At 66.8% G+C, this 23,757-nt stretch carries 31 protein-coding genes; 11 read left to right on the top strand and 20 right to left on the bottom strand.

Going from position 1 to position 23,757, the window contains the following annotated elements:
- Nucleotides 1-102 precede the first annotated feature (102 nt).
- The 4 genes from ATE70_RS19990 (at nt 103) to ATE70_RS19975 (ending at nt 2,303) form a co-directional block, all read left to right on the top strand.
- On the top strand, nt 103-519 hold the full coding sequence (locus ATE70_RS19990) for a PaaI family thioesterase (protein WP_197411523.1): 417 nt from the start codon (nt 103-105) through the stop codon (nt 517-519).
- Complete coding sequence (locus tag ATE70_RS19985) at nt 519-1,235, top strand: hypothetical protein (protein ID WP_037553355.1); 717 nt, start codon at nt 519-521, stop codon at nt 1,233-1,235. Before ATE70_RS19990 ends, ATE70_RS19985 begins: the two co-directional genes overlap by 1 nt.
- 2 nt (nt 1,236-1,237) lie before the next feature.
- Nucleotides 1,238-1,867 (top strand): hypothetical protein, encoded by a 630-nt coding sequence (locus ATE70_RS19980; RefSeq protein WP_037553353.1) that lies wholly within the window; start codon nt 1,238-1,240, stop codon nt 1,865-1,867.
- A 238-nt stretch (nt 1,868-2,105) separates the two neighbouring features.
- Complete coding sequence (locus tag ATE70_RS19975; RefSeq protein ID WP_037553351.1) at nt 2,106-2,303, top strand: hypothetical protein; 198 nt, start codon at nt 2,106-2,108, stop codon at nt 2,301-2,303.
- Nucleotides 2,304-2,317: 14 nt separating this feature from the next.
- Here the strand turns inward: ATE70_RS19975 and ATE70_RS19970 are convergent, their stop codons facing one another.
- The 13 genes from ATE70_RS19970 to ATE70_RS25295 form a co-directional block, all read right to left on the bottom strand.
- A complete protein-coding gene (locus tag ATE70_RS19970; RefSeq protein WP_037553350.1) occupies nt 2,318-2,737 on the bottom strand; it encodes a hypothetical protein in 420 nt (139 codons plus the stop codon).
- Nucleotides 2,734-4,704, bottom strand: a complete 1,971-nt coding sequence (locus ATE70_RS19965; RefSeq protein WP_037553349.1) for a conjugal transfer protein TraG — start codon at nt 4,702-4,704, stop codon at nt 2,734-2,736. Before ATE70_RS19965 ends, ATE70_RS19970 begins: the two co-directional genes overlap by 4 nt.
- A gap of 13 nt (nt 4,705-4,717) precedes the next feature.
- Nucleotides 4,718-6,463, bottom strand: coding sequence for a relaxase/mobilization nuclease domain-containing protein (locus tag ATE70_RS19960; protein WP_037553348.1), 1,746 nt, complete (start codon nt 6,461-6,463; stop codon nt 4,718-4,720).
- Nucleotides 6,464-6,686: 223 nt separating this feature from the next.
- Nucleotides 6,687-7,400, bottom strand: coding sequence for a lytic transglycosylase domain-containing protein (locus tag ATE70_RS19955; RefSeq protein ID WP_081932958.1), 714 nt, complete (start codon nt 7,398-7,400; stop codon nt 6,687-6,689).
- A gap of 5 nt (nt 7,401-7,405) precedes the next feature.
- Nucleotides 7,406-7,738, bottom strand: coding sequence for a DUF736 domain-containing protein (locus tag ATE70_RS19950; protein WP_039579016.1), 333 nt, complete (start codon nt 7,736-7,738; stop codon nt 7,406-7,408).
- A complete protein-coding gene (locus ATE70_RS19945; RefSeq protein ID WP_037553345.1) occupies nt 7,735-8,325 on the bottom strand; it encodes a S26 family signal peptidase in 591 nt (196 codons plus the stop codon). The genes ATE70_RS19950 and ATE70_RS19945 overlap by 4 nt, the downstream gene beginning before the upstream one ends.
- Nucleotides 8,322-8,843 carry a DUF2840 domain-containing protein gene (locus tag ATE70_RS19940; RefSeq protein ID WP_052181966.1) on the bottom strand — a complete coding sequence of 174 codons (522 nt, stop codon included), beginning with the start codon at nt 8,841-8,843 and terminating at the stop codon, nt 8,322-8,324. The genes ATE70_RS19945 and ATE70_RS19940 overlap by 4 nt, the downstream gene beginning before the upstream one ends.
- Entirely contained in the window at nt 8,843-9,085 is a 243-nt protein-coding gene (locus ATE70_RS19935; protein WP_037553423.1) for a helix-turn-helix transcriptional regulator, read from the bottom strand. The genes ATE70_RS19940 and ATE70_RS19935 overlap by 1 nt, the downstream gene beginning before the upstream one ends.
- Nucleotides 9,086-9,213: 128 nt before the next feature.
- Nucleotides 9,214-9,618 (bottom strand): DUF2285 domain-containing protein, encoded by a 405-nt coding sequence (locus ATE70_RS19930; RefSeq protein WP_228383939.1) that lies wholly within the window; start codon nt 9,616-9,618, stop codon nt 9,214-9,216.
- A gap of 169 nt (nt 9,619-9,787) precedes the next feature.
- Nucleotides 9,788-9,997 (bottom strand): transcriptional regulator domain-containing protein, encoded by a 210-nt coding sequence (locus tag ATE70_RS25550; RefSeq protein WP_081932956.1) that lies wholly within the window; start codon nt 9,995-9,997, stop codon nt 9,788-9,790.
- 183 nt (nt 9,998-10,180) lie between these two features.
- Nucleotides 10,181-10,492 (bottom strand): DUF736 domain-containing protein, encoded by a 312-nt coding sequence (locus ATE70_RS19925; RefSeq protein WP_037553344.1) that lies wholly within the window; start codon nt 10,490-10,492, stop codon nt 10,181-10,183.
- A gap of 262 nt (nt 10,493-10,754) precedes the next feature.
- Nucleotides 10,755-11,243, bottom strand: a complete 489-nt coding sequence (locus tag ATE70_RS19920; protein ID WP_058801025.1) for a hypothetical protein — start codon at nt 11,241-11,243, stop codon at nt 10,755-10,757.
- A gap of 123 nt (nt 11,244-11,366) precedes the next feature.
- Nucleotides 11,367-11,531, bottom strand: a complete 165-nt coding sequence (locus tag ATE70_RS25295; protein ID WP_162928261.1) for a hypothetical protein — start codon at nt 11,529-11,531, stop codon at nt 11,367-11,369.
- A 332-nt stretch (nt 11,532-11,863) separates the two neighbouring features.
- On the opposite strand from ATE70_RS25295, the gene ATE70_RS19915 reads away from it, so the two are divergent.
- Genes ATE70_RS19915 through ATE70_RS24435 form a run of 3 tightly spaced genes read left to right on the top strand, consistent with a single transcriptional unit; the run spans nt 11,864 to nt 13,288 of the window.
- Entirely contained in the window at nt 11,864-12,139 is a 276-nt protein-coding gene (locus tag ATE70_RS19915) for a metal/formaldehyde-sensitive transcriptional repressor (RefSeq protein ID WP_037553343.1), read from the top strand.
- A 9-nt stretch (nt 12,140-12,148) separates the two neighbouring features.
- Entirely contained in the window at nt 12,149-13,111 is a 963-nt protein-coding gene (dmeF, locus tag ATE70_RS19910) for a CDF family Co(II)/Ni(II) efflux transporter DmeF (RefSeq protein ID WP_037553341.1), read from the top strand.
- Between the two features lie 3 nt (nt 13,112-13,114).
- Nucleotides 13,115-13,288: a DUF1289 domain-containing protein gene (locus tag ATE70_RS24435; RefSeq protein WP_037553340.1), complete on the top strand. Its 174-nt coding sequence runs from the start codon at nt 13,115-13,117 to the stop codon at nt 13,286-13,288.
- Between the two features lie 30 nt (nt 13,289-13,318).
- On the opposite strand, the gene ATE70_RS19905 is transcribed toward ATE70_RS24435, so the two are convergent.
- From ATE70_RS19905 to ATE70_RS19890, 4 genes are all read right to left on the bottom strand, one after another.
- Complete coding sequence (locus tag ATE70_RS19905; protein ID WP_037553339.1) at nt 13,319-13,639, bottom strand: DUF736 domain-containing protein; 321 nt, start codon at nt 13,637-13,639, stop codon at nt 13,319-13,321.
- Nucleotides 13,640-13,825: 186 nt separating this feature from the next.
- Entirely contained in the window at nt 13,826-17,035 is a 3,210-nt protein-coding gene (locus ATE70_RS19900; RefSeq protein ID WP_037553338.1) for an error-prone DNA polymerase, read from the bottom strand.
- On the bottom strand, nt 17,032-18,837 hold the full coding sequence (locus tag ATE70_RS19895) for a DUF6504 family protein (RefSeq protein WP_081932951.1): 1,806 nt from the start codon (nt 18,835-18,837) through the stop codon (nt 17,032-17,034). Before ATE70_RS19895 ends, ATE70_RS19900 begins: the two co-directional genes overlap by 4 nt.
- Complete coding sequence (locus ATE70_RS19890; RefSeq protein WP_228383753.1) at nt 18,743-19,531, bottom strand: ImuA family protein; 789 nt, start codon at nt 19,529-19,531, stop codon at nt 18,743-18,745. The genes ATE70_RS19895 and ATE70_RS19890 overlap by 95 nt, the downstream gene beginning before the upstream one ends.
- Here ATE70_RS19890 and ATE70_RS25300 point away from each other — a divergent pair.
- Together ATE70_RS25300 and ATE70_RS19885 are read left to right on the top strand one after the other, a co-directional pair.
- On the top strand, nt 19,530-19,691 hold the full coding sequence (locus tag ATE70_RS25300) for a hypothetical protein (protein ID WP_156420168.1): 162 nt from the start codon (nt 19,530-19,532) through the stop codon (nt 19,689-19,691). The genes ATE70_RS19890 and ATE70_RS25300 overlap by 2 nt on opposite strands.
- Before the next feature lie 62 nt (nt 19,692-19,753).
- The gene (locus tag ATE70_RS19885; RefSeq protein ID WP_037553336.1) at nt 19,754-20,311 is read left to right on the top strand and encodes a cytochrome b; all 558 of its coding nucleotides are present in this window, start codon (nt 19,754-19,756) and stop codon (nt 20,309-20,311) included.
- Between the two features lie 12 nt (nt 20,312-20,323).
- Here the strand turns inward: ATE70_RS19885 and ATE70_RS19880 are convergent, their stop codons facing one another.
- On the bottom strand, nt 20,324-20,761 hold the full coding sequence (locus tag ATE70_RS19880) for a DUF1810 domain-containing protein (protein ID WP_037553335.1): 438 nt from the start codon (nt 20,759-20,761) through the stop codon (nt 20,324-20,326).
- Nucleotides 20,758-21,375, bottom strand: coding sequence for an SOS response-associated peptidase family protein (locus ATE70_RS19875; protein ID WP_037553333.1), 618 nt, complete (start codon nt 21,373-21,375; stop codon nt 20,758-20,760). The genes ATE70_RS19880 and ATE70_RS19875 overlap by 4 nt, the downstream gene beginning before the upstream one ends.
- Nucleotides 21,376-21,430: 55 nt before the next feature.
- Here ATE70_RS19875 and ATE70_RS19870 point away from each other — a divergent pair, with 55 nt between their 5' ends.
- Complete coding sequence (locus tag ATE70_RS19870) at nt 21,431-21,943, top strand: SOS response-associated peptidase family protein (protein ID WP_037553332.1); 513 nt, start codon at nt 21,431-21,433, stop codon at nt 21,941-21,943.
- Between the two features lie 249 nt (nt 21,944-22,192).
- Here the strand turns inward: ATE70_RS19870 and ATE70_RS19865 are convergent, their stop codons facing one another.
- On the bottom strand, nt 22,193-22,468 hold the full coding sequence (locus ATE70_RS19865) for an HU family DNA-binding protein (RefSeq protein ID WP_037553418.1): 276 nt from the start codon (nt 22,466-22,468) through the stop codon (nt 22,193-22,195).
- 140 nt (nt 22,469-22,608) lie between these two features.
- Here ATE70_RS19865 and ATE70_RS19860 point away from each other — a divergent pair, with 140 nt between their 5' ends.
- Nucleotides 22,609-23,514: an endonuclease/exonuclease/phosphatase family protein gene (locus tag ATE70_RS19860; protein WP_037553331.1), complete on the top strand. Its 906-nt coding sequence runs from the start codon at nt 22,609-22,611 to the stop codon at nt 23,512-23,514.
- Nucleotides 23,515-23,757 lie beyond the last annotated feature (243 nt).

Raw genomic sequence — 23,757 nt, 5'->3', positions numbered from 1 at the left:
CCAGGATGGAATGCTGATTGCGACAGGTCTGGAGTTTGGGGGAGAGGCCCGTCACTATGCTGCCGAATGCCTGCACTAGCCGGGCAGCATCGGGAGATGGACATGAGCATATTCGACAGCTTCGCACGCCCGCCCTGCGCAGAAACACTTGGCTGGGAGCTTATCGAGGCCGAGGAAGCCACCGGCACCATACGGGTGAGAATGGAAGGGAAGCCCGCCTTCTGTAATCCCGGAGGCAATATCCAGGGCGGCTTCGTCGCTGCGATGCTCGACGATACGCTGGGACCGACGGTTCTCGTGAAATCGGGGGGCGCCTATTATTGCGCAACCATCTCGCTCAACATCAGCTATCTCGCTCCCGCGCGGCCGGGCAGCTTCACCGGTGTCGGCCGGATCGTCCAATTGGGGAAGACGGTCGCCTTTCTCGAGGGCGAGCTTTTCGACGCCGAGGGCCGATGCGTGGCGCGCGCGACGGCCTCGGCACGGGTGGTGTCCACGGGCGGCCTGGATCGCGGCTGATGCCCGAACGCCTTTTCGATGTCGCGCCCGATGGGCAGCTGTTCTTTGGCCCCGGCGTTTTGCGCCGTTCGCCGTTCGCGGCTGATGTAGCCTATATCATAGCGCTCTGGGCCCACATCGATGGCGATCTCGCGAGCATCCTCAGCCGCATGCTGAAAGCCGATATCGCGGTGGGCACGGCCATGTATCTTTCGCTCGTCAATTCGGGAGGCCAGAGGTCGGCGCTCAACGCCGCGGCCAAGGAAGCGCTTCCTGAATGGCAGCAATTGCTCCTGCAGACCATCGGGTCGGTGGCCGAGACCTCGCGAACCGAGCGTAACCAGTTTGCGCACCGCGTCTGGGGTCATAGCTCCGAACTGCCGGATGCAATCCTGCTCACCCATCCGAAGACGATCGTGAACCATAATGTCAGCCATCGACAAAGATCTGAGATATTGCCCGATGGACGCGGCGTGATCAGGCCCGAACCCATCGATGACAAGGACATACTGGTTTACCGGCAGGGCGACATCGACGCTGCCGTGGCCGGAGCCGAGCATGCACAGGAGCTATACCGGCTCTTCTATGCTGTCGTCTGCGGTTCCGGCGAAGGACCCAAGGCTCAGCTCCTCGCGGACCCCATAGTGAGAAAGCGCCTCGACGAGATCGGCAAGAATGCGAGCGAGGAAGCGAAAGCCATATTAGGGATCAAGGCCAAAGAGAAACTGAAGCACTGACCATGCGATACTGGAACACGGGGGACACGCCCACCAATTCGAACCTTGGCGCGCTCGAAAATCTGGCGCGGCCCTGGGCCGGGATCGACGCCGAGCGCCTTCTCGGCGTCATTCGCGGAGTGATCCGGATCGAGAAGATGCTGCCGAAGGCAGTGGGGGCGCATTTCAAGCTGCCGCATCTTTTCGTCGGCGCTGGCCCCTATGATTGGGACGCCGCGCTCCGGGATAAATATCATAGCGAACTGTGCGAGGCACTCAGTGCGGGCCTTGCCGGTGTACAGGCCGACCCGACCCTTGCGAAAGATGGTGGGGCTGATCTCAGCGATCGCCCTCCGACACGGGGTGAAGAGCTTGAGTTCGCCTGCAGGGCCTGGAGCCGCAATCGAACGAGCAGCAATCTCGACGATCTGCGCATCGCATGCAGCGTGCAGGGGATGCAGAGCCGCTTCGACAAGCTAGAGCGCTGGCTGGGCCGAAAGCGCCCGGGCTCGTCTCCCCATACGGTGGCCTATGAGGTCGAATGCGCGCTCGGCGACATCGATCGCTACGCCGATGACTATCACTCCGTCGAAGCGAGCTACCGCTATGCCGAGAGACTACGCGAGCGCGAGCAGCAGGGCGAAGAGGACTGAACGAACTCCGGCTTTCCCGGAAATGCGGCAAGATATCCCCAGACGCACCCCCGACTGTTGATAAAATTGCGATTCACCCTGTTGACAAGCGACTCGCCTGAGGGGCACTCCAGCCCGGAGGGCTTATCCCTCACGGTAACCCGCACGCGCATCTGTAACAGCGCGCCATTTTTGCGATGAATCCGTGAGGTTTGTGATGACCGACATGCCCCCTCTCCCGCCCGTAGGTGATCGTCCGATGACTGACCGTGAGGCCGAGCTCGCCCAGTTCATGGCGCTTGTGCAATTGGGCCGCCACAAATCGGCGGTGCTTCTCGAGCTGTGCCGAACTCCTCTGGCCAAATATCTGGCTCTCGCGATACTGCTGCTAGCGGCTGCCCTGTGCGGTGTCCCCGCCGAGGCCATCAGCTTTCTCTTAAAACTGCGGGCTGGATGAGCCGGTTAAAGGCTTCAATTGGAACCGCCGACATCACGCATCAGCTCCGCGGCGAGCTTTGGTCCAACTTCCATCCTACGTGAAAGGGCATCGACGAAAGCCTCCCACCGCCGCTTCCCGCTGGCCTGCGCGGCCGGCAATGCATCATCGGGCAAAGGCGCCGTGCTCGTGAGCCAGTGTCGAACGAACAGGGCCATCGCTTCTCCCGACATTTCGCCATGCCATTCGATGCGGTCGAGCTGGCGGCCGATGCGGTCGAGGCGCCGGGTCAACAGCGCCTCGATCCGCTCCTCCTGATCGGGCGAGAGAAAGGAGCGCAGTGCAGCCTCCAGCACTTCGGTCCGGGTGAGGCCGCGTCGGCGGGCAAGGTCTGTCAGGTCGCGCGACAGGCCGGTTTCGATCCGGAATGTCTGTTTGACATGCGATCGGATCACAGCTGGATCCCATCGTCGGGATCGAGCGCGGCAGCTTGAGCGCGCCGCGCCATCCGCCGATCCGCGGCGGCGCGAAGCCGCGCTGCATCGGCTTGTGCTCCGTCCTCGGTGAAATCAAACTCGCCATTGACGCTGCGCGGCGGCGGCGGCGCGATATCCTCATGGACGGGAAGTTCGGGTTCCTGCCGAATGCCGCCATTGGCCGCGTCATCGTCCTCCGCCGCCTTCGCTTTCGTCTCCATCGGCTGCTGTACCCGGTCGGCCATCCAATCGTGGCCGGCGGGAAGACCGCGACCGGGTGCGGGCGGCGGAATGACGCGGCCGGCCAGGCGCCGGTCGCCATAGTAGCGCGCCTTCTTGGCCCGGATCGGTGCGAGGCCGGCGGCCATCACGATCTCGTCGTCCGGGGGGAGCTGCATGACTTCGCCGGGGGTGAGCAGCGGCCGGGCGGTTTCGGTGCGCGACACCATCAAATGGCCGAGCCAGGGCGAGAGCCGATGGCCGGCATAATTCTTCATCGCGCGTTGCTCGGTCGCAGTGCCAAGCGCATCGGAAATCCGTTTGGCGGTGCGCTCATCGTTCGTCGCGAAACTGACCCGGACGTGGCAATTGTCGAGGATCGCATTGCTCTGGCCATAGGCCTTCTCGATCTGGTTGAGCGACTGGGCGATCAGAAAGGCCTTGATGCCATAGCCCGCCATGAAGGCGAGCGCGCTTTCGAAGAAATCGAGACGTCCGAGCGCGGGAAACTCGTCGAGCATGAACAGCAGCCGTTGCGACCGTGCCTTGGGATTCAGCTCCTCGGTCAGCCGCCGCCCGATCTGGTTGAGGATCAGGCGCATGAGCGGCTTGGTCCGGCTGATATCGCCGGGCGGCACCACGAGGTAGAGCGAGACCGGGCGCTCGCTTCCGATCAGGTCCGCGATGCGCCACTCGGAATGTCCCGTGACCTTGGCGATCACCGGATCGCGATAAAGACCGAGGAAGGACATGGCGGTCGACAGCACGCCGGACCGCTCATTCTCGCTCTTGTTGAGCAGCTCCTGCGCCGCCGCGGCGACGACCGGGTGGACGCGATCTCCCAAATGGCTGGTGGTCTTCATCCGGTGGAGCGTCGCCTCGATCTTGCGCTCGGGGTTCGACAGAAAGGCCGCGACACCGGCAAGGCTCTTTTCCTCCTCGGCGTAGAGAACATGGAGGATCGCGCCGACGAGCAGGGCGTGGCTTGTCTTCTCCCAGTGGTTTCGGCGCTCGAGGCTTCCTTCGGGATCGACCAGCACGTCGGCGACATTCTGCACATCGCGTACTTCCCACGCGCCGCGCCGGACTTCGAGGAGCGGATTATAGGCGGCCGATGCGGGGTTGGTCGGATCGAAGAGCAGCACCCGGCCATGCTTTGCGCGAAAGCCCGCAGTGAGCTGCCAGTTCTCGCCCTTGATGTCATGGACGATGCAGCTCCCCGGCCAAGTCAGCAGGGTCGGCACCACGAGGCCGACGCCCTTTCCGGATCGGGTCGGCGCGAAGCAGAGGACATGCTCGGCGCCATCGTGACGCAGGTATGTTCCGGCCATGCGCCCGAGAATGACGCCATCGGGGCCGAGCATGTTGGCAGCCCGTATCTCACGCTCCTGCGCCCAGCGTGCCGATCCGTAGGTCTCGGCCCGCCGGCGCTCGCGCGCACGCCACACCGACATGCTGATCGCGACGACAACCGACAGCAGCCCGCCCGACGCGGCGATCGCGGCACCGCGATAGAAGATCGGCGGCGCATAGGCGTCGAAGGCAAACCACCACCAGAAGAAGGCGGGCGGGGGATAGACGGGATAGTCGCCGATGCGGAACCAGGGGGCACCGAGCGCCGCCTGAAATCCGAGCGCTTCCGCCGTCGCTTGGGTCGCGGTCCAGACCGCCGCGAGGACGATCAGCAGCACCGCGAAGATCTGGCCCCATAATATCCTGTCGCTCATCGTTCATCCTTTCTCAGATTGCGATCCCGCGATCGCGGCCAAGGCTCCAGTCGATGCCGCCCGCGGTGGCGGTGCCGGTGACATGCTGCCCGAGGTGCCGGTCGAGCGCCGGGCGCCAGGGCACGAGTTGAAAGCCAAGGCCGTCGTCGATCATCGCGAAGCGCCCCGAGGCGAGCGACACGCGCTCGCGGTAGGTCCCGCTCACCGCGTCGCCGGTGGCCGGCGGGCGATGCGCGAGCCCGGTGCGCGCGGCGATGGTTTCGCAGGCCGCCTCGAGGTCGCGCCGCTTCAGCGTTTCGATGAGATCGGGCGCCAGTACGAGCTTGCCGTTCTGTCGGCTCGCGAGGCCTTCGCTCGCGAGAAACTCGGCGCGCGCTGCCATGGCGCGGCGAACATCGATGCCGAAGCCCGAGGTTCCTGCCGTGGGCTTCGCCGCGACCAGCTCGCGGTCGAGCCAGGTTGCGCCGCGCGCGGATGTCTGGTCGGCGACCGCAAGGTCCGATCGCAGGGCGAGCGAGAGATGCTCGCCGCCGTCGCGTCCTTCCCAGCGCCGCAGCTCGACGACCGCGCCCGGCTTCGCGTCCCCGGTCCATTGGAGATCGGAGAATTTGATGTGATGGGTCCGTCCATCGGTCCCGTCGACGATGGCGAAGGCGGAGCCGGCAAGCTCATCGTCGAGGCCGCGTGCGACCAGCCGCCCGACGAGGCCCGAACGCTCCGCCTCGCCGTGAAGGGCGAGCCTCGATGCGTCGAAGGAGAGCCCTTGCATGCGCATGGCGCGGTGGACGCCCTTGATGATGTCGCCTCGCTCGCCGAGGTCGCGCAATAGGGTTTCGGCGCGCGGATCGATCTCGAAAATGCCGGGTCCAAGGCGCGTCGCAAGCCCAAGCGCCTCGAGCTTCGCCGCACGTCCGATGAGATGCCGATCGCGGCCCGGCGGCGAGCTTGGGTCGGGACGAAGATCGACGATCCCCGTTTCGCCGCCGCGTTCGCGCAGGCGCGCATCGAGCCCGGTCCAACGCTCGGCGCCCGTCTCCCGCACGAGGCTCGCGTCGATCTCCTGTTCGTTTCGCGGGCCGAGTTCGAGGGTCGCGATCTCCGACGCCCGTCCGCGCACGCCTTCCGACATATAAGCGCGGTCGACGACCAGGTCGCTTCCGTCCTCGGCGACGCCGCGCAGGAGTATATGGATATGCGGATTGTCGGTGTTCCAGTGATCGACCGCCACCCAGTCGAGCCGGGTCTCGAGATCCTTCTCCATCCGGCCCATGAGATCGCGGGTGAAGGTCCGAAGGTCCTGCAATTGCTCCGCATCTTCAGGGCTGACGATGAAACGGAAATGATGGCGATCGTCGGCGCAGCGATCGGCAAAGGCCTCGCGGTCGGCGGTATCTCCAGACGCATCGAACATCATGGCATCGCGACCATCGCGGGTGACGCCGTCGCGTTCGAGATAAGCGATATGCCGTGCGAGAGGCGCGGAGCGAAACTGCGCGCCCTTATGCCGGACGATGCGCGCCATGACCGTCACGCGGCGCTGCGCGGGGCCGCGCCGGATCGTCGCAAGCGCGGCGCGGCCGCGGCCATGCCGACCGGTTCCGCTGCGACCGCCGCCGCCCCGACGGGAGCGGGTGTAACCCGAGCGGGCGGCTGCCTTGCGCACCTGCGCCGCGAGCCTCTTCCCGCGCCGCGCCGATCCCGAACCCGCATCGCGACCCCTTCCCGGTCGCACCCGAAAATCATGCTCGTCGCCGCTCACAACGCCGGTGCCATATCGTAAGCGCTTGTTCTGCCTCGGAAATCCAGAGGTCGATATGGCAGCCGGAGGGGGGTGCCATACGCATAAAGCGCTGTAATCCAACCACAATCTGCCGGCGAGCTGGCAGGTCTTTTATCTTGCCATCCCCCCGAACCCCTTCTGAACGCCAAGCAGTGCCTATCCATGGACCGGCGCACTCCAGCAAATATCGCCAGGACGACCATCACCGATTGTCCCCGGAAAGCGGGACGAAGAGGGGCGAGGGAGCAGGCGCGGAATTCGACGGCCCAGCAGGCGCGGCGTCGCCGCGCTGCACCGAAGTTGCAGCCGGCGTGTCCGATCGCTGCTCGGCGAAGAGCGAGGCGCTGCGCCAGCTCGGCGGTTCGGCAGTCCGCGCCATCGCAGATGACGGAGCAGCCGGCGCACCGAGCGCGGGCGCGATGGCTGCGACATAAGCCACCGTCTCGGCGGGCAAGCCGCGCCGCCCCGCTGCATAGGCGTCGGCGCGGCCGGGGCCTGCATTATAGGCAGCGAGCATGAGGCGAACGTCGCGATATCGGTCCCACATCGCGCGCAGATAGGCCGCGCCCGCGAGGATGTTGGCACGCACGTCGAAGGGGTCGGACCCGAGACGATGCTGCGCCGTCAGCATCGCCCAGGTTGCGGGCATGATCTGCATCAGCCCCATTGCACCGGCATGCGAGAGCGCCCGCGGCTTTCCGCGGCTCTCGACATGCATCACGCGCCATATCCAGACCTCCGGAACGCCGAAGCGATGCGATGCCTCCGCCACATGAGCGGCATAGGGGTGGGCCGCGGCCGTCGGCTCTTCCGCCGGTGCCGCGCCCCATGCCCGGTCCGGGGCGGCGCTCGCCGAGCAGAGCAGCAGCAAGGCGAGGCGCACGGCGCGGACGCGCGCCGAGCGAGCCGGATGCATGATGCTCACGCTTGTTCGCGTGGAACGGGACGCGTCCAGAGGAGATGATATTCATCCTCGTTCTGCGTCGAACGGAGCAGATTGGCGCGCAGCGGAACCGCGAGCGCCGGATCGTCGATCTGCAGGGCGATATAGGAGCCGGCGCGTTCGCTGCGGCGTTCCCAGCCTGCCCCGATCTCCACGCCGGTATCGGCTTCGACGAGCAGGACGCGCCAGGCCGGCGCATTTTCCGCGTCGTTCGGCTTCGCCGGAACGATCGCGATCATCGCATCGAGCAGCAGCGTCCGGATCTGTCCGGCATAGCCGTCGCCAGCAGTTTGAAAGCTTCCGATAATCATGAGGACATATCCTTTCCTTCGAGGGTGAATGCGGAGCGATCGGCGTCACGGCGCCAGCGCAGCGGCGCGCCGGGCGCATCGCGCACGAGAAGCGGGTGCGCGACGCCGACGACGCCGGTGTCGGGGAGCGGTCCGAAATATCGGCCGTCGAGACTGTCGGGCGCGGGGTTTAGGAGGAACAGTTCGCCGGGGCGCAGGAGATGGCAGCCGAGCCAGCGCGGCAGCGACCGCCCGAGGCGGTCCGCGTCCCGCGCGCGCGCTGCCGGCGCGCCGTCGATCGTCACGAAGGTGCCGCTGCGGCAGACGAGCGCGCCTTCACCGGCGGCGACATGCTTCAGGAGCGGCACGCCGCGCGGCACATAGCCGCGCACCGCGAGGCGCGTCGCGACCGCCTCGGGCGGGTGGAAGAGGATGAGGTCGCCGACCTCGGGATCGGCGCCGACATCGACGCGGTAGAAGCCGATCGGAACGCTCGGGCTCGCGTTCCAGATGAGGCGCGGTTTCGGCGCGAGCGCTGCCGCCGCGACGAACAGCCCCGCGAAGAGCGTAGCGCTCGCCGCGGTTGCGCGGAACCAGCGGCGGTTCATGGCGCGATCGCCTTGCGCTGGAGCCATGCCCGGTGCCGCTCCGGACCATAGGGCCGGAACGGCAGTCCGGCGGCGATATGGCTGCCGATGTGGCGCCAATGATCGGGCGCCGTCTCGCACGGGTCGAGCCCGTCGGCCTCGATCGCATCGATCGCCGAGAGCACCTGCTGGACCTTCGGCCAACCGTCGACGCGGAGCAGGATGTCGCCTCCGGGACGCACGTAGGGATGCGTCGCGAAGGGGGCGCGGGGCGCGGGCGCCGCGATGACCGAGATGCTCGAGAAGATCGTGCCGAAATCGTTCGCGCCCCAACGGACGAAGCCGAAGACGGCCTCGGGCCGGAAGGAGACGATGCGCGTCCGGCGGCTGACGATGCGCTCGGCGGCGACGCGGCCGAAGCGCAGCCAATTCTCGAGCCGCTGCTCGATCCAGGTCAGCTCAAGGTCGGTGAGACCGCTCGCGGTCGCCGCGACCGGCTGCACGCCGGGAGCGGGCGGGATGTTCTGGGCGGAGCGCATCAGCGGCGGACCGGGCGCGCGGGATGGACGACGCCCTTGCCGGGATCGGATGTCGACTTCTTGCGGCCGATCTCGGCCCAGGCGTCGAGATCAGCGATCGCGTAGACGATCCGCCCGCCGAGTTTGCGGTATTCGGGACCCGTTCCGAAGCAGCGATGTTTTTCGAGCGTCCGGCTCGACAGGCCGAGGTGCAGCGCAGCGTCGGGCGTCTTGAGGTAGCGCGGCGAAATGGGGGTATGCATGTCGCTCAAAAGGGGCCTCCGTTCGCAGCGCCGGGTCCCGTGGGGGGCTCCGGCGGAGAGGCGGCGACATTCGGAAATCGGGATGCGGTTTAGGAACGGACAAAGTGACGACGCGCGGAATGTCCCGATCAGGCGGCGCCGAGCAGCTCCTGATAGCCGCCGTCGCGCATCGCGACCGCGGCGCGGTGCCAGCGCGCGATGCGACGGCGCTCGCTCGATCCGTCCCAGTCGGCGGCCGAGAAATCCTGGGCATCGTCGAGGATGAGGGCGGCGGCGATGTCGCGCGCCGAACGCCCTTCGGCGGAGGCGTCGAGGAGCCGCAGCCACTGGATGAGACGCCAGCGCTCGGATGGTCCGGGGGCGCCTCCCCGCAGGAAGCGATGCGTCGTGACGCCCGCCGAGAAGCGGCGCTGTACGGCGAGGCTCACGGCCATCCGCAGCTCGCTGTGCGGATCGGCCGGATTTACATAGGCGAGCCGTTCATCGGCGAGGAAGCGGCGAAGCCAGAGGCGGAAGCGCCGTCCGTCGGCCACGAACACGAGATGCCACTCGCCCGGCAGGATGATCTCGGAGGCGATATCCGCGGAGGCGATGAGCTCGGCGAGCCGCGGCGCGGCAAAGCCGTCGGGCGCCGGTTCGGCGATGGCGACATGCGCGCAGGCCTCGGGCTGCCAGAGCGCGGGGGATTCGGTGACGGATCGGTCAGGGTCTAGGGCGAAAGACCAACCCCCATCGTCGCGCCAGCCCAGCGAGGCGCGCGGTGCGCCGCCGCGTCGGCGCCAACGCGGCCGAACGATAGGCGCGGCGATAGGCCGGGCTTCGGCGCAGGAACTCCTGCGCGAAATCGGCGCGATCATATGTTTCGAATATTCTCGGAAAATATGGCGATTGCCAATCGACGACCTGATCCATTCGCACCTCCGGCTGATCTTCAGGAATGAAAGCAAAGCCTATCAGCAGCTTGCCCGCATCGGCTGGAACATGGTTAGCGGCATGCAAAGGATCATCGTAACGCATTGCGGCGGAGAATCCCCGCGCGAAAAGCCTCAAAATGAGAGTATCGCCGCCCGGCTTGCGGCCGGGCGGCGTGCTCGATCAGTCCCGCCGCTGGGGACGGGTCCAGACGAGGTCATAGTCGCCGTCGCTTCCTTCGAAGAGCTGCGCGAAGATGGGCGCGGTGAAGCTCGGGTCGTCGAACTTGGTCGAGAGATAGGTGCGGTCGTCCTGGCTGGTCTTCTCCCAGGCCGCACCCACCTCGACGTCGCCGACATAGATGCGGTGGGTCGGAGCGCTGGGTTTGGGATTGTCCTCGGGGACGATGCGAACCGCGTCGACCGAGAGGGCGAGGCTCGCGATTGCGCCCCGATATTCGCCCTTCGCTTTCTTGAAGGTTCCGATCTTGGCCATCTTGAAGTCCTTTCCTTGCTTTCGAGCCGCAGGATCGCGGTCTCGATGCGCATCGGTGGCCGGAAAGGAGACCGCGCCGCAGCCGCAGGCCCGGAGCGAAGCAAAGGACGGCAGCGCAGCGATTTTCTTGGTCCGCGAGGAACGGCGGCACGCCGGGGGAAGAAAATCGGGGAGCGCCGTTGCGGCCAGCGGGCTCAGCGCAGCGGCTTGCCGGCAGATCGCGCAGGGAAGAGACCGTGTTCCTGCGGCGGGAGCGAAGGACTCAGAGGCGGTCGGAAGCGGGCGAAGCGGAGGCCGGGATCGCGGGTGCGCGATCGTCACGTTCCCGGTCGCCGACACCAATTGCATCCACCGAAGACCCGTTAAGTCCCCGGACCGCCGCCACGGCGGCGACGACGGCAGCGAGCATAGGCAGGATCGCCACCAGCATGCCCTCCGTAGCGAAGAGCCGCACGATCCCCGTCATGCCATAATAGCCTGCGACCCCCGCCGGGAGGAGGAAGAGCATTGCGACACAGGCTCGCAGCAATGTCGATCCGCCGTGCGCGTAGAGGTGCCGTCCAGCAAGATGGAGCAGGATCCCCGCCAGGAATGCCATCGCAAGGGCAGCGCCAATGCCATAGCCCCGGTCCAGAAGTTCGAAGGCGAGAGCAATGCCGGTGCCAAGCGGCAGCGCGAGTGCCGCCAGCCGGAACAGAAGCCAGATGAGATAGAGGCCTGCGGCAGCGCCGAGGATAAGCATGAAAGTCACGAGCGTCCTCCCTGGGGACGCGCTCTCCACCACCACCACAGCGCGGTCTGCACCGTCAATCTAGCAGACAGCCGCCCGCGACGGAACCGGAACTGGAACCATCGCGGGGCAAATTTTGCGGGCTCAGCGGTTGAACGGGTCATATTCGCACACGATGTGTTCGGGGTCGCCGTCGAACTCTTCGATGGGCATCACCGCATAGCCTTTTGTCGTTTCGATAAGGACGATGATCGTCATCATCGTGCGGGCGAGGCTCCAGCCGAGCGATTGAGCGGTGGAAAGCGGCATGGGTTTGGCTCCTGTCCTTTCGGAGCGGGACCGTTCCCGCTCGACAGTCGCCCCGCCGGCCGGGGGCGGGCCGCAATCACCGCAGCAAGGCTGCGGCCGCACGCGAAGCGTAGCGGACCCTTCACGGGTTGATTGAAGGAGGCCCGGCTTCGAGCCCAGGGATCAGCGGCTATCGAGAGCGGGTATGGTTTCGCGGGGACTGGAGGCCCTTGCGCCTTCCTCCCGGACCACAATCTGCGTGCGCCGTGGCCCCTGTAGTGGGACTTGGCGATCGTGCCTCTCCACACGAGGTTGCTTGCCTTCTGCCTTGGGTAGGGGTAGGGGGTATCCCTATGGCACATCTTTCAGGCGATAATTCCGAACTCATTGCGCGCGTCCGCCGCATCAGCGGACAGGTTGGCGCGATCGAGCGAGCGCTCCAGTCGCAAGCGCCGTGCGCCGAAGTCCTGCATCTTGTTGCGGCAGTCCGCGGCGCGGTCGCCGGGCTCATCGAGGAAGTGATCTCCGATCATCTCGAGGAGCATGTCTCGCGCCCGGGGCTGACCGACGCCGAGCGCGCGGCCGGTGCCGAGGAGTTGCTCACCGTTATCCGCCGCTACAGCAAATAGGATCGCATAATGGCCACTACCCCCATCGCGGACGCGCGTGTCCACGATCATATGTTCCTGGGCGCGTCACATGACGAGAATGCCCGGCGCACGCTGCTCGTCGTCGTTTTGACCGCGCTGATGATGGTCGGCGAGATCATCGCCGGCTACATCACGGGATCGATGGCGCTGCTCGCCGATGGTTTCCACATGGCGACGCATGCCGGTGCCCTCGGCGTGGCGGCGATCGCTTATGGTTATGCGAAGCGCAATGCGCACAACGCGGCCTATAGCTTCGGAACCGGCAAGGTCGGCGATCTCGGAGGATTTGCCTCGGCGATGGCGCTCGGGCTTGTTTCGCTCGGCATCGGCGTCGAAGCGGTGTCGCGACTGTTCAATCCGACCAACGTCGCTTTTCTCGAGGCGACTGTCGTCGCGGCGGTTGGCCTTGGCGTAAACATTGCGAGCGCCTTCCTGCTGTCGGGCGGGCATCACCATGGTCATGGGCACGGACATCACCATGGTCATGGCCATGGCCATGGCGACGATCATCATCACAACCATGGGCCAATGGCGCAGAGCGGCGACAATAATCTGCGCTCGGCCTATGTGCATGTGCTTGCCGATGCGTTGACGTCGGTGCTCGCCATCGCAGCCCTGCTTGCGGGACGCTATCTCGGATGGGTGTGGATGGACCCCGTAATGGGGATCGTCGGCGCGATCGTGATCGCGCGCTGGTCGTGGAGCCTGATGCGCGACACGGCCGCGGTCCTGCTCGACCGGAGCGACGATCATGTGGCGGAGGAAGTCCGCGAGCTGGTCGAGGCGCCCGGCGATGCCCGGATCGTCGATCTTCACGTATGGCGCCTCGGACCCGACGCGCATGCCGCGATCGTCAGCGTCGCCGGGCCTGCCGGTCTCACCGGCGCGGCGATCCGCGAGCGCCTCGCGCCGGTCCACGAGCTGCGTCACGTCACGATCGAGTGCAACTGAGCGATGCGTTCGCCCTGCATCGAATTATGTGCGTTCGACGGTCGGACGGGCTGGTGCCCCGGCTGCGGCCGCACCCAGTCCGAATGCCGGAGCTGGAAGAAGGCCTCGCCATTCCAGCAGCGCAAGCTGGCCTCGGAGCTTCCGCGCCGATTGGCGAAACTCACGCAGGAAAAATGACGGCCCCGCCCGAAGGCGGGGCCGCTGGGGTCAGCTCGGCGGGTTCCAGATAAGCACCTTCTTCATCGGATCGTCGCCGGGCGCGTTCGCGATATTCGCGTAGATCGTGCCGAATTCGGGGGCCGAAAGGGTGACCGAGACATATTCGGTGCCGTTCGACTGCGACGTGCGGGTCCAGCCGGCGCCGACCTCGTAGCCGTTCTTGCGCGCGATCACGCGGAAGTCGGGCTCATTGTCCTTCACCTTGCGGCCGTTCGGGACGATCGCGATCGGCGCGGTGACCAGAAGGGTCGTCAGCGTGCCTTCGAAGCTGCCGTCGGCCTTGACGGTGAGATTTGCGATGGTGGCCATGTCGTGTCTCCTTGGGTTGCTCGGGACCATCCCCGATGGCGCCGACCGAAGGGCCCGCGAGCCGCCGTCACCGAGCGGTACGCGAGGGCGAACCCCCGCAGGGGGTTGACGGCATGAGGCGAGCCGAGGCCCGCAGTCAGGCAGCCAAGGAGGGAGTGGTCCTGCAACCGGAGCATTTGGCCACCATCAGTGAAAGTCATGGCTCCGGACGCGCAACGCAGGCTCGCGGCTGTCGGGCCCGCCCCCGTTCCGCGCCCCGTCCCCGCGTCCCGGCGCAATGGAAAGCGCGCTGCGCCCGACCTGCCGCAGCATCGCGTCATGGTCGGTTATCCGGTCACAGATGACATGAATGATCTCGCCTTCCTTCTGGACGCGGCCGCGCATCGCGATCATCGACGCCGCCATGACCTGGCGCCGATAGATGTCGAAGCGATCGGGCCAGAGGATGCCGTTGGCGATACCGGTCTCATCCTCGATCGTGACGAACAGCACGCCCTTTGCCGAGCCGGGGCGTTGCCGGACGAGGATCACCCCGGCGACCTCGATATTCCGGCCATCGCGGATCGAGCCGAGATCCGCGCAGCGGACGATCCCCATCCGGTCCAGCTCCTCGCGCAGGAAACTTAAGGGATGCGCGCGCAAACTCAGTTGAAGCGTGCGATAATCCTCCACCACCTCGCGTCCTTCGGTCATCGGCCGAAGCGCGGTCGGCGGTTCGAGCCCTTCGGGCGAGAAGTTCGCCTCGCGCGCGTCGGCGGCCGCGAAGAGCGGCAGCGGCGCCTCGCCGAGGCCGCGGACCTTCCACAGCCCCTGCCGCCGGTCCTCGGACAGAGAGGCAAATCCATCCGCTTCGGCGATCCGCTCGATCGCGGCGCGCGGCACGCCGGCGCGCCGCCATACATCCTCGACGCAGTCGTAGGGCACATCGCCGCGCGCCCCGACGATCGCGGCACCATGTATGTTCGCGAGCGATCGAACCTGGCGGAAGCCGAGGCGAACCGCGAGATAGCGCCCGTCGCTCCTTTCCAGCGTGCAGTCCCAATGGCTGTCGTTGATCGAGACCGGGCGCACCTCGACGCCGTGATTCCGGGCATCGCGCACGATCTGCGCGGGCGCGTAGAAGCCCATCGGCTGCGCGTTGAGCAAGGCCGCGCAAAAGACGTCCGGATGATGATGCTTCATCCAACATGAGGCATAGGCGATTTTCGCGAAGCTCGCGGCGTGGCTCTCGGGAAAGCCATAGCTCCCGAAACCCTCGATCTGCTTGAAGGTACGCTCGGCGAAATCCTTGGGATAGCCGCGCTCGACCATGCCGCCGACGAGCTTGTCGTAGAAATGTGATACGCCGCCGGTGAGCTTGAAGGTCGCCATCGCGCGGCGAAGCTGGTCGGCCTCGACCGGCGTGAAGCCGGCACCGACGATCGCGACCTTCATCGCCTGCTCCTGAAAGAGTGGCACCCCCAAGGTCTTCTCGAGCACGGCGCGAAGCTCGGGCTTTGGATATTCGGGCTTCTCCTTGCCTTCACGCCGCCGAAGATAGGGGTGCACCATGTCGCCCTGGATCGGGCCGGGGCGGACGATCGCGACCTCGATCACGAGGTCGTAGAAGCATTTGGGCTTGATCCGCGGCAGCATCGACATCTGCGCGCGGCTCTCGATCTGGAAGACGCCGAGCGTGTCGGCCTTCTGGATCATCCCATAGACCGCCGGGTCGTCGTCCTGCAGGTCGGCCATGCCGACATCGATGCTCTTGTGTTCGCGGAGCAGGTTGAACGCCCGGTTCATGCAGCCGAGCATCCCGAGACCCAGCACGTCGACCTTCATGAATTTGAGGACGTCGATATCGTCCTTGTCCCATTCGATGATCTGGCGGTCCTCCATCCGCGCCGGCTCGATCGGCACAAGATCGTCGAGCCGCTCCTCGGTCAGCACGAAGCCGCCCGGGTGCTGGGAGAGATGCCGCGGCGTCCCGATCAGCTGCCGCGCTAGATCGAGCGTCAGCCGAAGTCGATAGTCATTGGCGTTGAGGTTAAGCTCAGCGATGCGCTCCTCGGGGATGCCGTCGACCGACCAGCCCCAGACGAGGCCGGTCAGCATCTTGGTGAGATCCCGCGGTAGCCCGAGCGCCTTCCCCACCTCGGCGACCGCCCCGCGGGTTCGGTATCGCGTGACCACGGCGGTCAGCGCGGAGCGATGACGGCCGTAGGTCTCGTAGATCCACTGGATGATTTCTTCGCGCCGCTCATGTTCGAAGTCGACGTCGATATCGGGCGGCTCCTTGCGTTCACCCGACACGAAGCGCTCGAAGAGCAGCTCGTGCTTGATCGGGTCGATCGAAGTCACGCCGAGCAGGAAGCAGACGCAGCTGTTCGCGGCTGACCCGCGCCCTTGGCACAATATGCCGCGCCGCCGGCTCTCGGCGACGATCGAATTGACGGTCAGGAAATAGGGCGCGTAGCCGAGCTCGCCGATCAGGCGCAGCTCGTGATCGATCTGTTTCCGAAAGGCAGGCGGCACGCCGCCCGGAAACATCCGGTTCGCACCTTCCTCGGTCAACGCCGCCAACGCTTCCTGCGCGGTGCGGCCCTCCATCACCTGCTCATAGGGATATTGGTAGCGGATCTCGGCAAGGTCGAAGCGACAGGCTGCCGCGATGTCGGCGGTCGCCGCGATCGCGTCGGGGAACAGCGCGAAGCGCCTTTCCATCTCGGCCGGGCTCTTCAAGGCCCGGTCCATGAAGCGTTCGCGCTTGAACCCGAGCGCATCGACCGTCGTCTTCTCGCGGATCGCGGTCAGCACGTCCTGCAGCGGGCGCCGTTCGGGCGCATGGTAGAGGATGTCGCCGAGCGCGACGCTCCGCACCGCCACTTCCTGCGCCAGCGCATCGAGCGCGCGAAGCCGCGCGAAATCGCCGGGCCGGCGGCGCAGCGCGAGCGCGAGAAAGGCGCGCGGGCCGAAGGCGCCGCTGAGCTCGGCGAGATCGAGCCGCGCCCGTTCGTCGGCTTCACCGGGCAGGAGGATCGCGACGAGGCCCTCGGCCGAGGCCGCGACGTCGGGCCAGTCGAGCCAGCAATTGCCCTTGCCGCCGCGCCCCTTGCCCAAGGAGAGCAGCCGGGTCAGCCGCGACCAGGCCGCGCGGTCCGTCGGATAGAGGAGGATCGAGCGACCGTCGCGAAGGTCGACGCGCGTCCCCGCGATCAGCCGGACGCCGGTTGCTTCCTGTCCCGACAGACCGCGCACCATGCCGGCGACGCTGCCCCGGTCGCAAAGCCCGAGGGCCGAATGGCCGAGGGCAGCGGCGGCCGCGAACAATTCCTCGGGCGAAGAGGCCCCCCGCAGAAAGGAAAAATGGCTCGTGGCGTAGAGTTCGACATAGGTCGTAACGGGGTCCGTCATCCGAACACGCCGTGCATGTACCAGCTGAGGTCACCCGTCTTGTCGGTGATCGCGTCGCCGCGGCGGAAGAGCCAGAAGCGCTCGCCGCTTGTCGCCTCGACCCGGAAATAGTCGCGAACCGCCCACATCTCGCCCGGGCGGCGCCACCATTCGCCATGGATGCGCTCGGGGCCATCGCCTGCGACCACCGCATAGCTCCGCCCGCGCCACGCGAAGCGGCGCGGCGGATGGTCGGGAAGCAAGGCGACGACGCCCGACAGCGCCTCGGGCCGCGCGAGCATCCGGATCGGCCGCGGCCAGACGGGCCAGCCGGCAGGCTGGGCCAAAGGCCCGGCGCGCACGATCGCGCGCTCGGGGACATCGCTTTCGATCGCGGACAGGCGGAACAGCGCGGCATCGCCGGCGCGGCCGGCCAGCGCATCGACGAGCGGAGCGAGGTCGGGCGCCTGGCGTGCCGTGTTGAGCACGGCGGCGATCGCCTCGGGCGCCAGCGCTTCGACCTGCGGCGCCGCGAGAACCATCGTCTCGATCCCGAGCCCCGGCTCGATCCGGTCGATCCGGAGCCTGAACAGGCGCAGCAGATGTTTCGCATCGCGCGTCGCGCGCGCCGTGCCGACGGTGACGAACTGCGCGCCCATGTCGAGCCGGTCGCAGCGCAAGACGAGGCTCCGCACGCCAAGACTGCGCTCGCGCAGCGCGAGCACGAGATCGCCGAGCAGGTCGGCGATGACCTGCTCGATCGCCTCGGCGGTCCCGATCGGCTCGAGCAAGGAACGGCGCGCCTCGGGCATGTCGAACGGGACGACGGGCACGATCGGCTCGGGTACGAACCCTCGCGCCTGGTCGAGCCGCTCGACCGCGCCGCGCCCGAGCCGCCGGGCCAATGGCCCGCGCGGCATCGGATAAAGATCGGCGATCCGCTCGATCCCGAAGCGCGCCGCCGCGGCGAGCGCCTCCGGCGCCAGCCGGAGCGCCGCCAGCGGCAAAGGCGCCAGCGCCTCGCTCTCGCCTCCTTCCGGCAAGATCCGCACGCCCGCGCCGCCATCGCGTGCGAGCGCGTGAGCGGCGCCGGGCGTGCCGGCGATCGCGACACGCGCGGTGAAGCCGAGGCGCCGTAGAAAACCGAGCAGACGCGCCGCGAAACGCTCTTCGCCGCCGAAGAGATGCGTCGTGCCCGACAGGTCGAGCCACAGCCCGTCGATGCCCGACACTGCCGCCGTCGGCGTCCAGCAGCGGGCGGCGTGGAGCGCAAGGCGATCGAGCCACGCGCGATCGGCGTCGGGTGCGGCATCGAGTATGTCGAGATCGGAGACCAGCGCGCGGGCATGGGCGGCCGCCATGCCGGGCACGAGGCCGAGATCGAGCGCCGCCGGACAGGCGGCGGTCACGACGTCGCGCTGGCCGGTTCGCGCGACGACGATCGTCGGACGGAGGCCCCAGAGCGGCGGCAGCGGCGCAGCGATCCCGCCCGACGTCCCGTCGTCCGAGCGCAACGCCCGGAACACCGGTGCGGCAGCTTCGCTCCGCCGTCCGAGCTCGCGCATCGTCGGTCGCTGGTGCGCCGGGAGGGCGTCGAGCGACGGCTCGCCGGAGTGCGTGCCTTGCGCCCAGCGCGCGCCCGGACGCCAGCCGCCGCCGCGCGGCACCGAACAGGTGCCGGGATTGTCGTCGACAGGCTCGGGGAAGCGCGGACCCGCCCGCGCCCGATCAGGCGGCGTGCCCGAATGCGACGGTGTCCGTTCTGCCCGGCGCAACCGCTCGATCGGCAGTTGCGGCAGGAAGAGCGAGGCGACCCTGGTCATCGCACGCCTCCAGTTCGAGGGAAAAAGGCGGCCCGCCGCGCTGCCGGACCAGCTCGACATTCCAGCGCCCGCGCCCGACGCCGGGCGAGGCGAGGCGGCCCGACGACAAGGTGCCGATGCGCCAGCGGGTCATTGCGAGCGACGGATCGGCGAGCGGGCATTGGCCATAACGCCGGTACCGGCGATAGAGGATCATCGGCGTGTTGCCCTCGGATGCTGCCAGTTGCAGCCGGCGCGTCGCGGTCTGATCGGCCGCTTTCACTTCGGCAACGACGCAGGCGAGCGAACCGTCGCGCAGCGCGTCCTCGCACAGCGCCAGCAGTTCCTTGTCGGTCCTGCCTTGAGCATAGAGCACGCGGTCCGGACCGAGCCCCGCCTGTTCGAGACCGGGGGCATAGAGATCGAACCGCGTCAGCGCCCAGAGCGCCGACACGTCGGGCGCCGCCGCGAAGCGCGACGCGATTCCAGCCGCGAAGAGCGTTGCCGCAGCGTCATCGCTCCAGCTTGCCGAGGCGCCCGTGACCTCGTGCAGGCCTGCGCCATCGAGCCCGCCGCCAGCGAGAAGATGATCGACCGGCCCGACGCCGAACGGCAAGACCGGCCCGCGCGAGGCGGCTACACGCGCCACCGCCGCGCGAAGCACGTCGATATCTCTGGCACTTGGCCGAGGTGCAGATTGGGGCGTCGTGCTCATGGGAAATATCGACTCAAATGTTCCCTTTATGTTCCACCGAGTCAAAGGGCGCGTCAAGCGGGCCGCGACGAACCGCCGGGAATCGGTGCGCGCCTTCCGCCCGGCCTCTGTAAAAGCGAAACAAATTGGGCTCATGATCGTGACGGCTGCGTCCTGCTGACGGAACGAGGATCGCCGCCAAAGCATTGGAAGACCGGTGACGGACCTATTGCGAGGCGAATCATGCGTGAGAATCACAGCCGCTATTCCACCGTCTCGATCGTCCTGCACTGGACGATCGCCATCCTGATCATCGCCAATGCCACCTTTGGCGGCTGGATGGAGGACGCCTCGGACAGCGAGAAACTTGGCTATTATCATCTGCACAAATCGGTCGGGATCACGATCCTCGCGCTCAGCATTATCCGGCTCGGTTGGCGCTTCGGCCATCCCTGGCCGGCCTTCCCCGGCGGCATGCCGTCATGGGAACGGATGCTCGCGCGCACGACCCATGTCCTCTTCTATGTGCTGATGATCGGCGCCCCGCTTCTCGGCTGGGCCGCAGCGTCGGCGGGCGGGGCGCCTGAAGTGCCGCTTTACGGCGCCGTGCCCGCGCCCAATCTTCCGCTACCGCTGAACGAGGATCTCGCCGAAGAGCTCGGCGACATACACAAGCTGATGGTGAAGGCCATTTACGTCGTGCTCGCGCTGCATGTTCTCGGCGCGCTCAAGCATCATTTTTTCGACAAGGACGAAGTGCTCCACCGGATGCTGCCGCTGTTTCGCAATCCGCGCGGCTGACACGCGTCGGCGTCACGGCATGCTGTCGTCGCGGCTGAGCAGGCCGAGGGTGCGCTCATCGCGCTCGCCGCCGAACCAGCGGATGAGCGCGGCGGAGAAGAGCGGCCGCCGGCTCACGGCCTCGAACAATGTCAGCGATGAACGCAGCTTGACGGCGTCGACCTCGCCGAAGACCGCCACCGGGTCGCTTGCCGGCAGGTCCTGGATCGCTTCGACGCATTCGGCATAGCGCGCGCCGAGAAGCGGATGGGCCAGATAGGCCCGCGCCTCATCGGCTCCCGCGAGACCGTAGAGCTTCGACGTCGCGCTTCGGCCAAGGCCTGCCAGCTGCGGGAATATGAACCACATCCAGTGCGAGCACTTCTTGCCGCGGCGAATCTCGCCGAGCGCGCGCGGGTAGATTTGCTCTTGCGCGGTCACGAACAGATCGAGTCCCTCTTCGTTCGTCATAAGGCAAGAGCGCCTTGTGCAGGCGGCTTACCATATACCTGCGTCACCTCGAGGCTGCCTTCGGGAAGCCATTTCAATATGTCCTCGGCCGGAACGCGCGGATCGAGCCAAGCGGCCCATTGATCGCGTGGCAGCGGAATGATCTGGCGATGGTGATAGGGTGCGATGTCGGGACCTGCGTCCATGGTCAGGAGGCTGAAGGCTTCGCCGACATGGCTGTCGCGCCAGACGCCGGCCATGCAGAACCAGCGATGGTCCTTCAGCGTGAACAGCCACTTGTCGAGCCGCTTCTGCGCAGGGTCGGTGGGATCGGTGAACTCATAGAAACCGTCGCAGAGGACGAGGCATCGCTGCATGCCGAGATCGCGGCGCTCCGAGCGCACATTATAGACCGGTTTGCCGCCCTGTCCGGGCCAGCTCCAGCGCCGGTTGACGAGCGATCCGGCGGCGGCGCCGTCGCTGCTCTTCACGATCGGCGCTGTATCGGTGATGCGGACATCCTCGCGCGCCGGCACGTTCGGTGCGCCCTCGGGCATGTCGATCTTGATCTGGAGGTTGTCGAAGTCCTCGGCGATCGACGCGATGTCAATTTCGAGCCGATAATCATTGCACATGCGCGTCGGCCCCCTCGCCCTTGCGACTCAACATCGTTCCCATTATGTTCCACATATGGGTATCGCGCCAACCCCTTTCGATCCCGACGCCCCGAGCGGAGGCGTGCAAGCGCTCGTCCGGCGCAATCCCGACAATATGACCGAGATCGAAATGGTCAAAGCGGTTTGGGGTTCCGACCCGCGGTTTAGCGACGGGATCAATTATCGTTTCGTGCGCGCCGAGGGCCGCGCCTTCCCGGCGCGCCGCTGCCTGATCCCGGCGTCCGAGTTTCGCATGGGAACCGGCGATCACCGCTACCGGGTGACGCTCGACAGCGGCAATTTCTTCTATCTCGCCGCAGTGTGGGACCCGCCACTCGCCGACTGGCCGCTGTCCTACCGCATCCTCACCATCCCGGCGGGCGCCGATGTCATTCCCTATCAGTCGCGCCACGGCGTGATCATCCAGCGGCGCGACGCGAACCATTGGCTCGACGGCAGCCTGCCGAACGAGCTGCTGTTCGAGGAACCGCCGCGTCGCACGCTGTTCGTTGAGCCTTTGCGCAAACAGGCGGAACTTCCGCTCTAGGTCATGATGTCGCCGGCCCGCAGGGCCCGAACAACCGCACTCTTGGCGAGCCCGCAGCGGGGCGGCGTGCGATGCGCTCCCGTGCCTAGCCGCCGCCCCGCAAGGATAGCGAGCCGAGTGTGCCGCGCGGCCAAAACAAAAGTGCGACCCCTGGCCGAGCCTGCGAGGCCAGAGCGCGCTCATCAGATGCCGCGCCCGACATGCCGCCGCGCGGCCGTCCCGCCGGGCACGCCGGCGGGACGTACCGGCTCAGCCGTTCAGACGATCCTTGACGGCCTTCGCGGCGCCGAAGGTCAGCTTCTTCGAAGCCGCAATCTGGATGGTTTCGCCAGTCGAGGGATTGCGGCCTTCACGCGCGGCCGATTCCTTGACCTTGAACTTGCCGAAGCCGTTCACCGAGACTTCGTCGCCCTTGGCGGCGGCGTCGGTGATCGCAGCGAAAACGGCATCGACAGCCTTCTTCGCATCGGCCTTGCTCAGACCAAGTGCGGTTGCGACGCTGTCCGACAGTTCGGCGTGGTTCATAAAATCATCTCCTTGAGCGGCCGGAAGGATCCCGGCCGGGCGGGCGCTATAGCGCCGCGGACGGATCGGCGCCATCTGCGCCGCGCCAAGGCGCGGCACGGCGAGTTGCACTCGGTGGCGGCGTGCGGCAGTAGCGGCGGATGCTTCCCCACCGCCTCATCGCATCCGCCCTGCTCCTGCTGGCTGCCGCCTGCTCGCCCGCGACCTCCGCACCCGCGAACCCGTCTGCTCCATCGAAACCGCTCAAGCTTGCGAGCTGGAACCTGGAATTTCTCGCCGCGAGGAACGGCGAAGGCTGCAACCCCAGGGATGACAGCGATTATGCCGCGATGCGCCGCATCGTCGACGACCTCGACGCCGATGTGATCGCCTTTCAGGAGGCCGAGAATGAGACCGCCGCGGCGCGGGTCTTCGACCCCGCCAAATATGTCGTGATCATGGAAGCGCGGAAGGGCGCGCCGGGCGGCACCTGCGGCGGCAAGTTCCCGTCGCAGACGGTGATCCGCCAAGCGGTCGGTTTTGCGATCCGCAAGGATATGGCCTTCGATCGCCATGCCGATGTGACGTCGCTGATGCGCGGCAACGAACAGCTTCGCTCGGGCGTCGACATCACGCTCCGCCCCGAGGGCCGCACACCGATCCGCCTTCTCGGCATCCACCTCAAGTCAGGCTGCTTCTCCGGGAACGAGGCGAAGGCCTGCCCCATATTCCAGGACCAGATTCCGGCGCTCGAAGCCTGGATCGACGCGGCCGCCGCCGGGCCCGAGCGCTTCGCGGTGCTGGGCGACTGGAACCGGCGGCTCGCGCTTCCCGGCGACGCGATCTGGACTAAAATCGACGATGGCGATCCGGCCAACGCCGATTTGATGCTCGCCGACGCGGGCCAGCCGCCGGCCTGCGATCCGCGTTACGACAGTTTCATCGATCATATCGTGCTCGACCGGCGCGCCGCCGCCGACCGGACGGGGTTCAGCGAAACGCTCTATGCGCCCGGCGAGAAGCATTATTCGGACCACTGCCCGATCGCGGTCACGCTGCGGCGATAGAAAAATTCCGGGCCTCGAAGTAGCCCACGGAACCATCGCGCGCCCGGCACGTTTCACTTACCTGTCCAGACGAAAGAATGGCAGAATTTGATCGCATCTTCGGATGCAATCTAGGGAAGCCCCGCTGCAGCGATGTAGCGGGGCTTACCATTTCCGCTCCGCAGATATGCGGGCGCCATGCCGCAGGCGAGAAGCCAAGCGGCCCGACGATCATTCTGCGTCAGGCACGTCCTCGACACTTTC

The organism is Sphingopyxis sp. H053 (assembly GCF_001468225.1).
GTDB lineage: Bacteria > Pseudomonadota > Alphaproteobacteria > Sphingomonadales > Sphingomonadaceae > Sphingopyxis.
The sequence above is the reverse complement of the archived record's forward strand: the minus strand, read 5'-3'. Positions and strand labels throughout refer to the sequence as shown.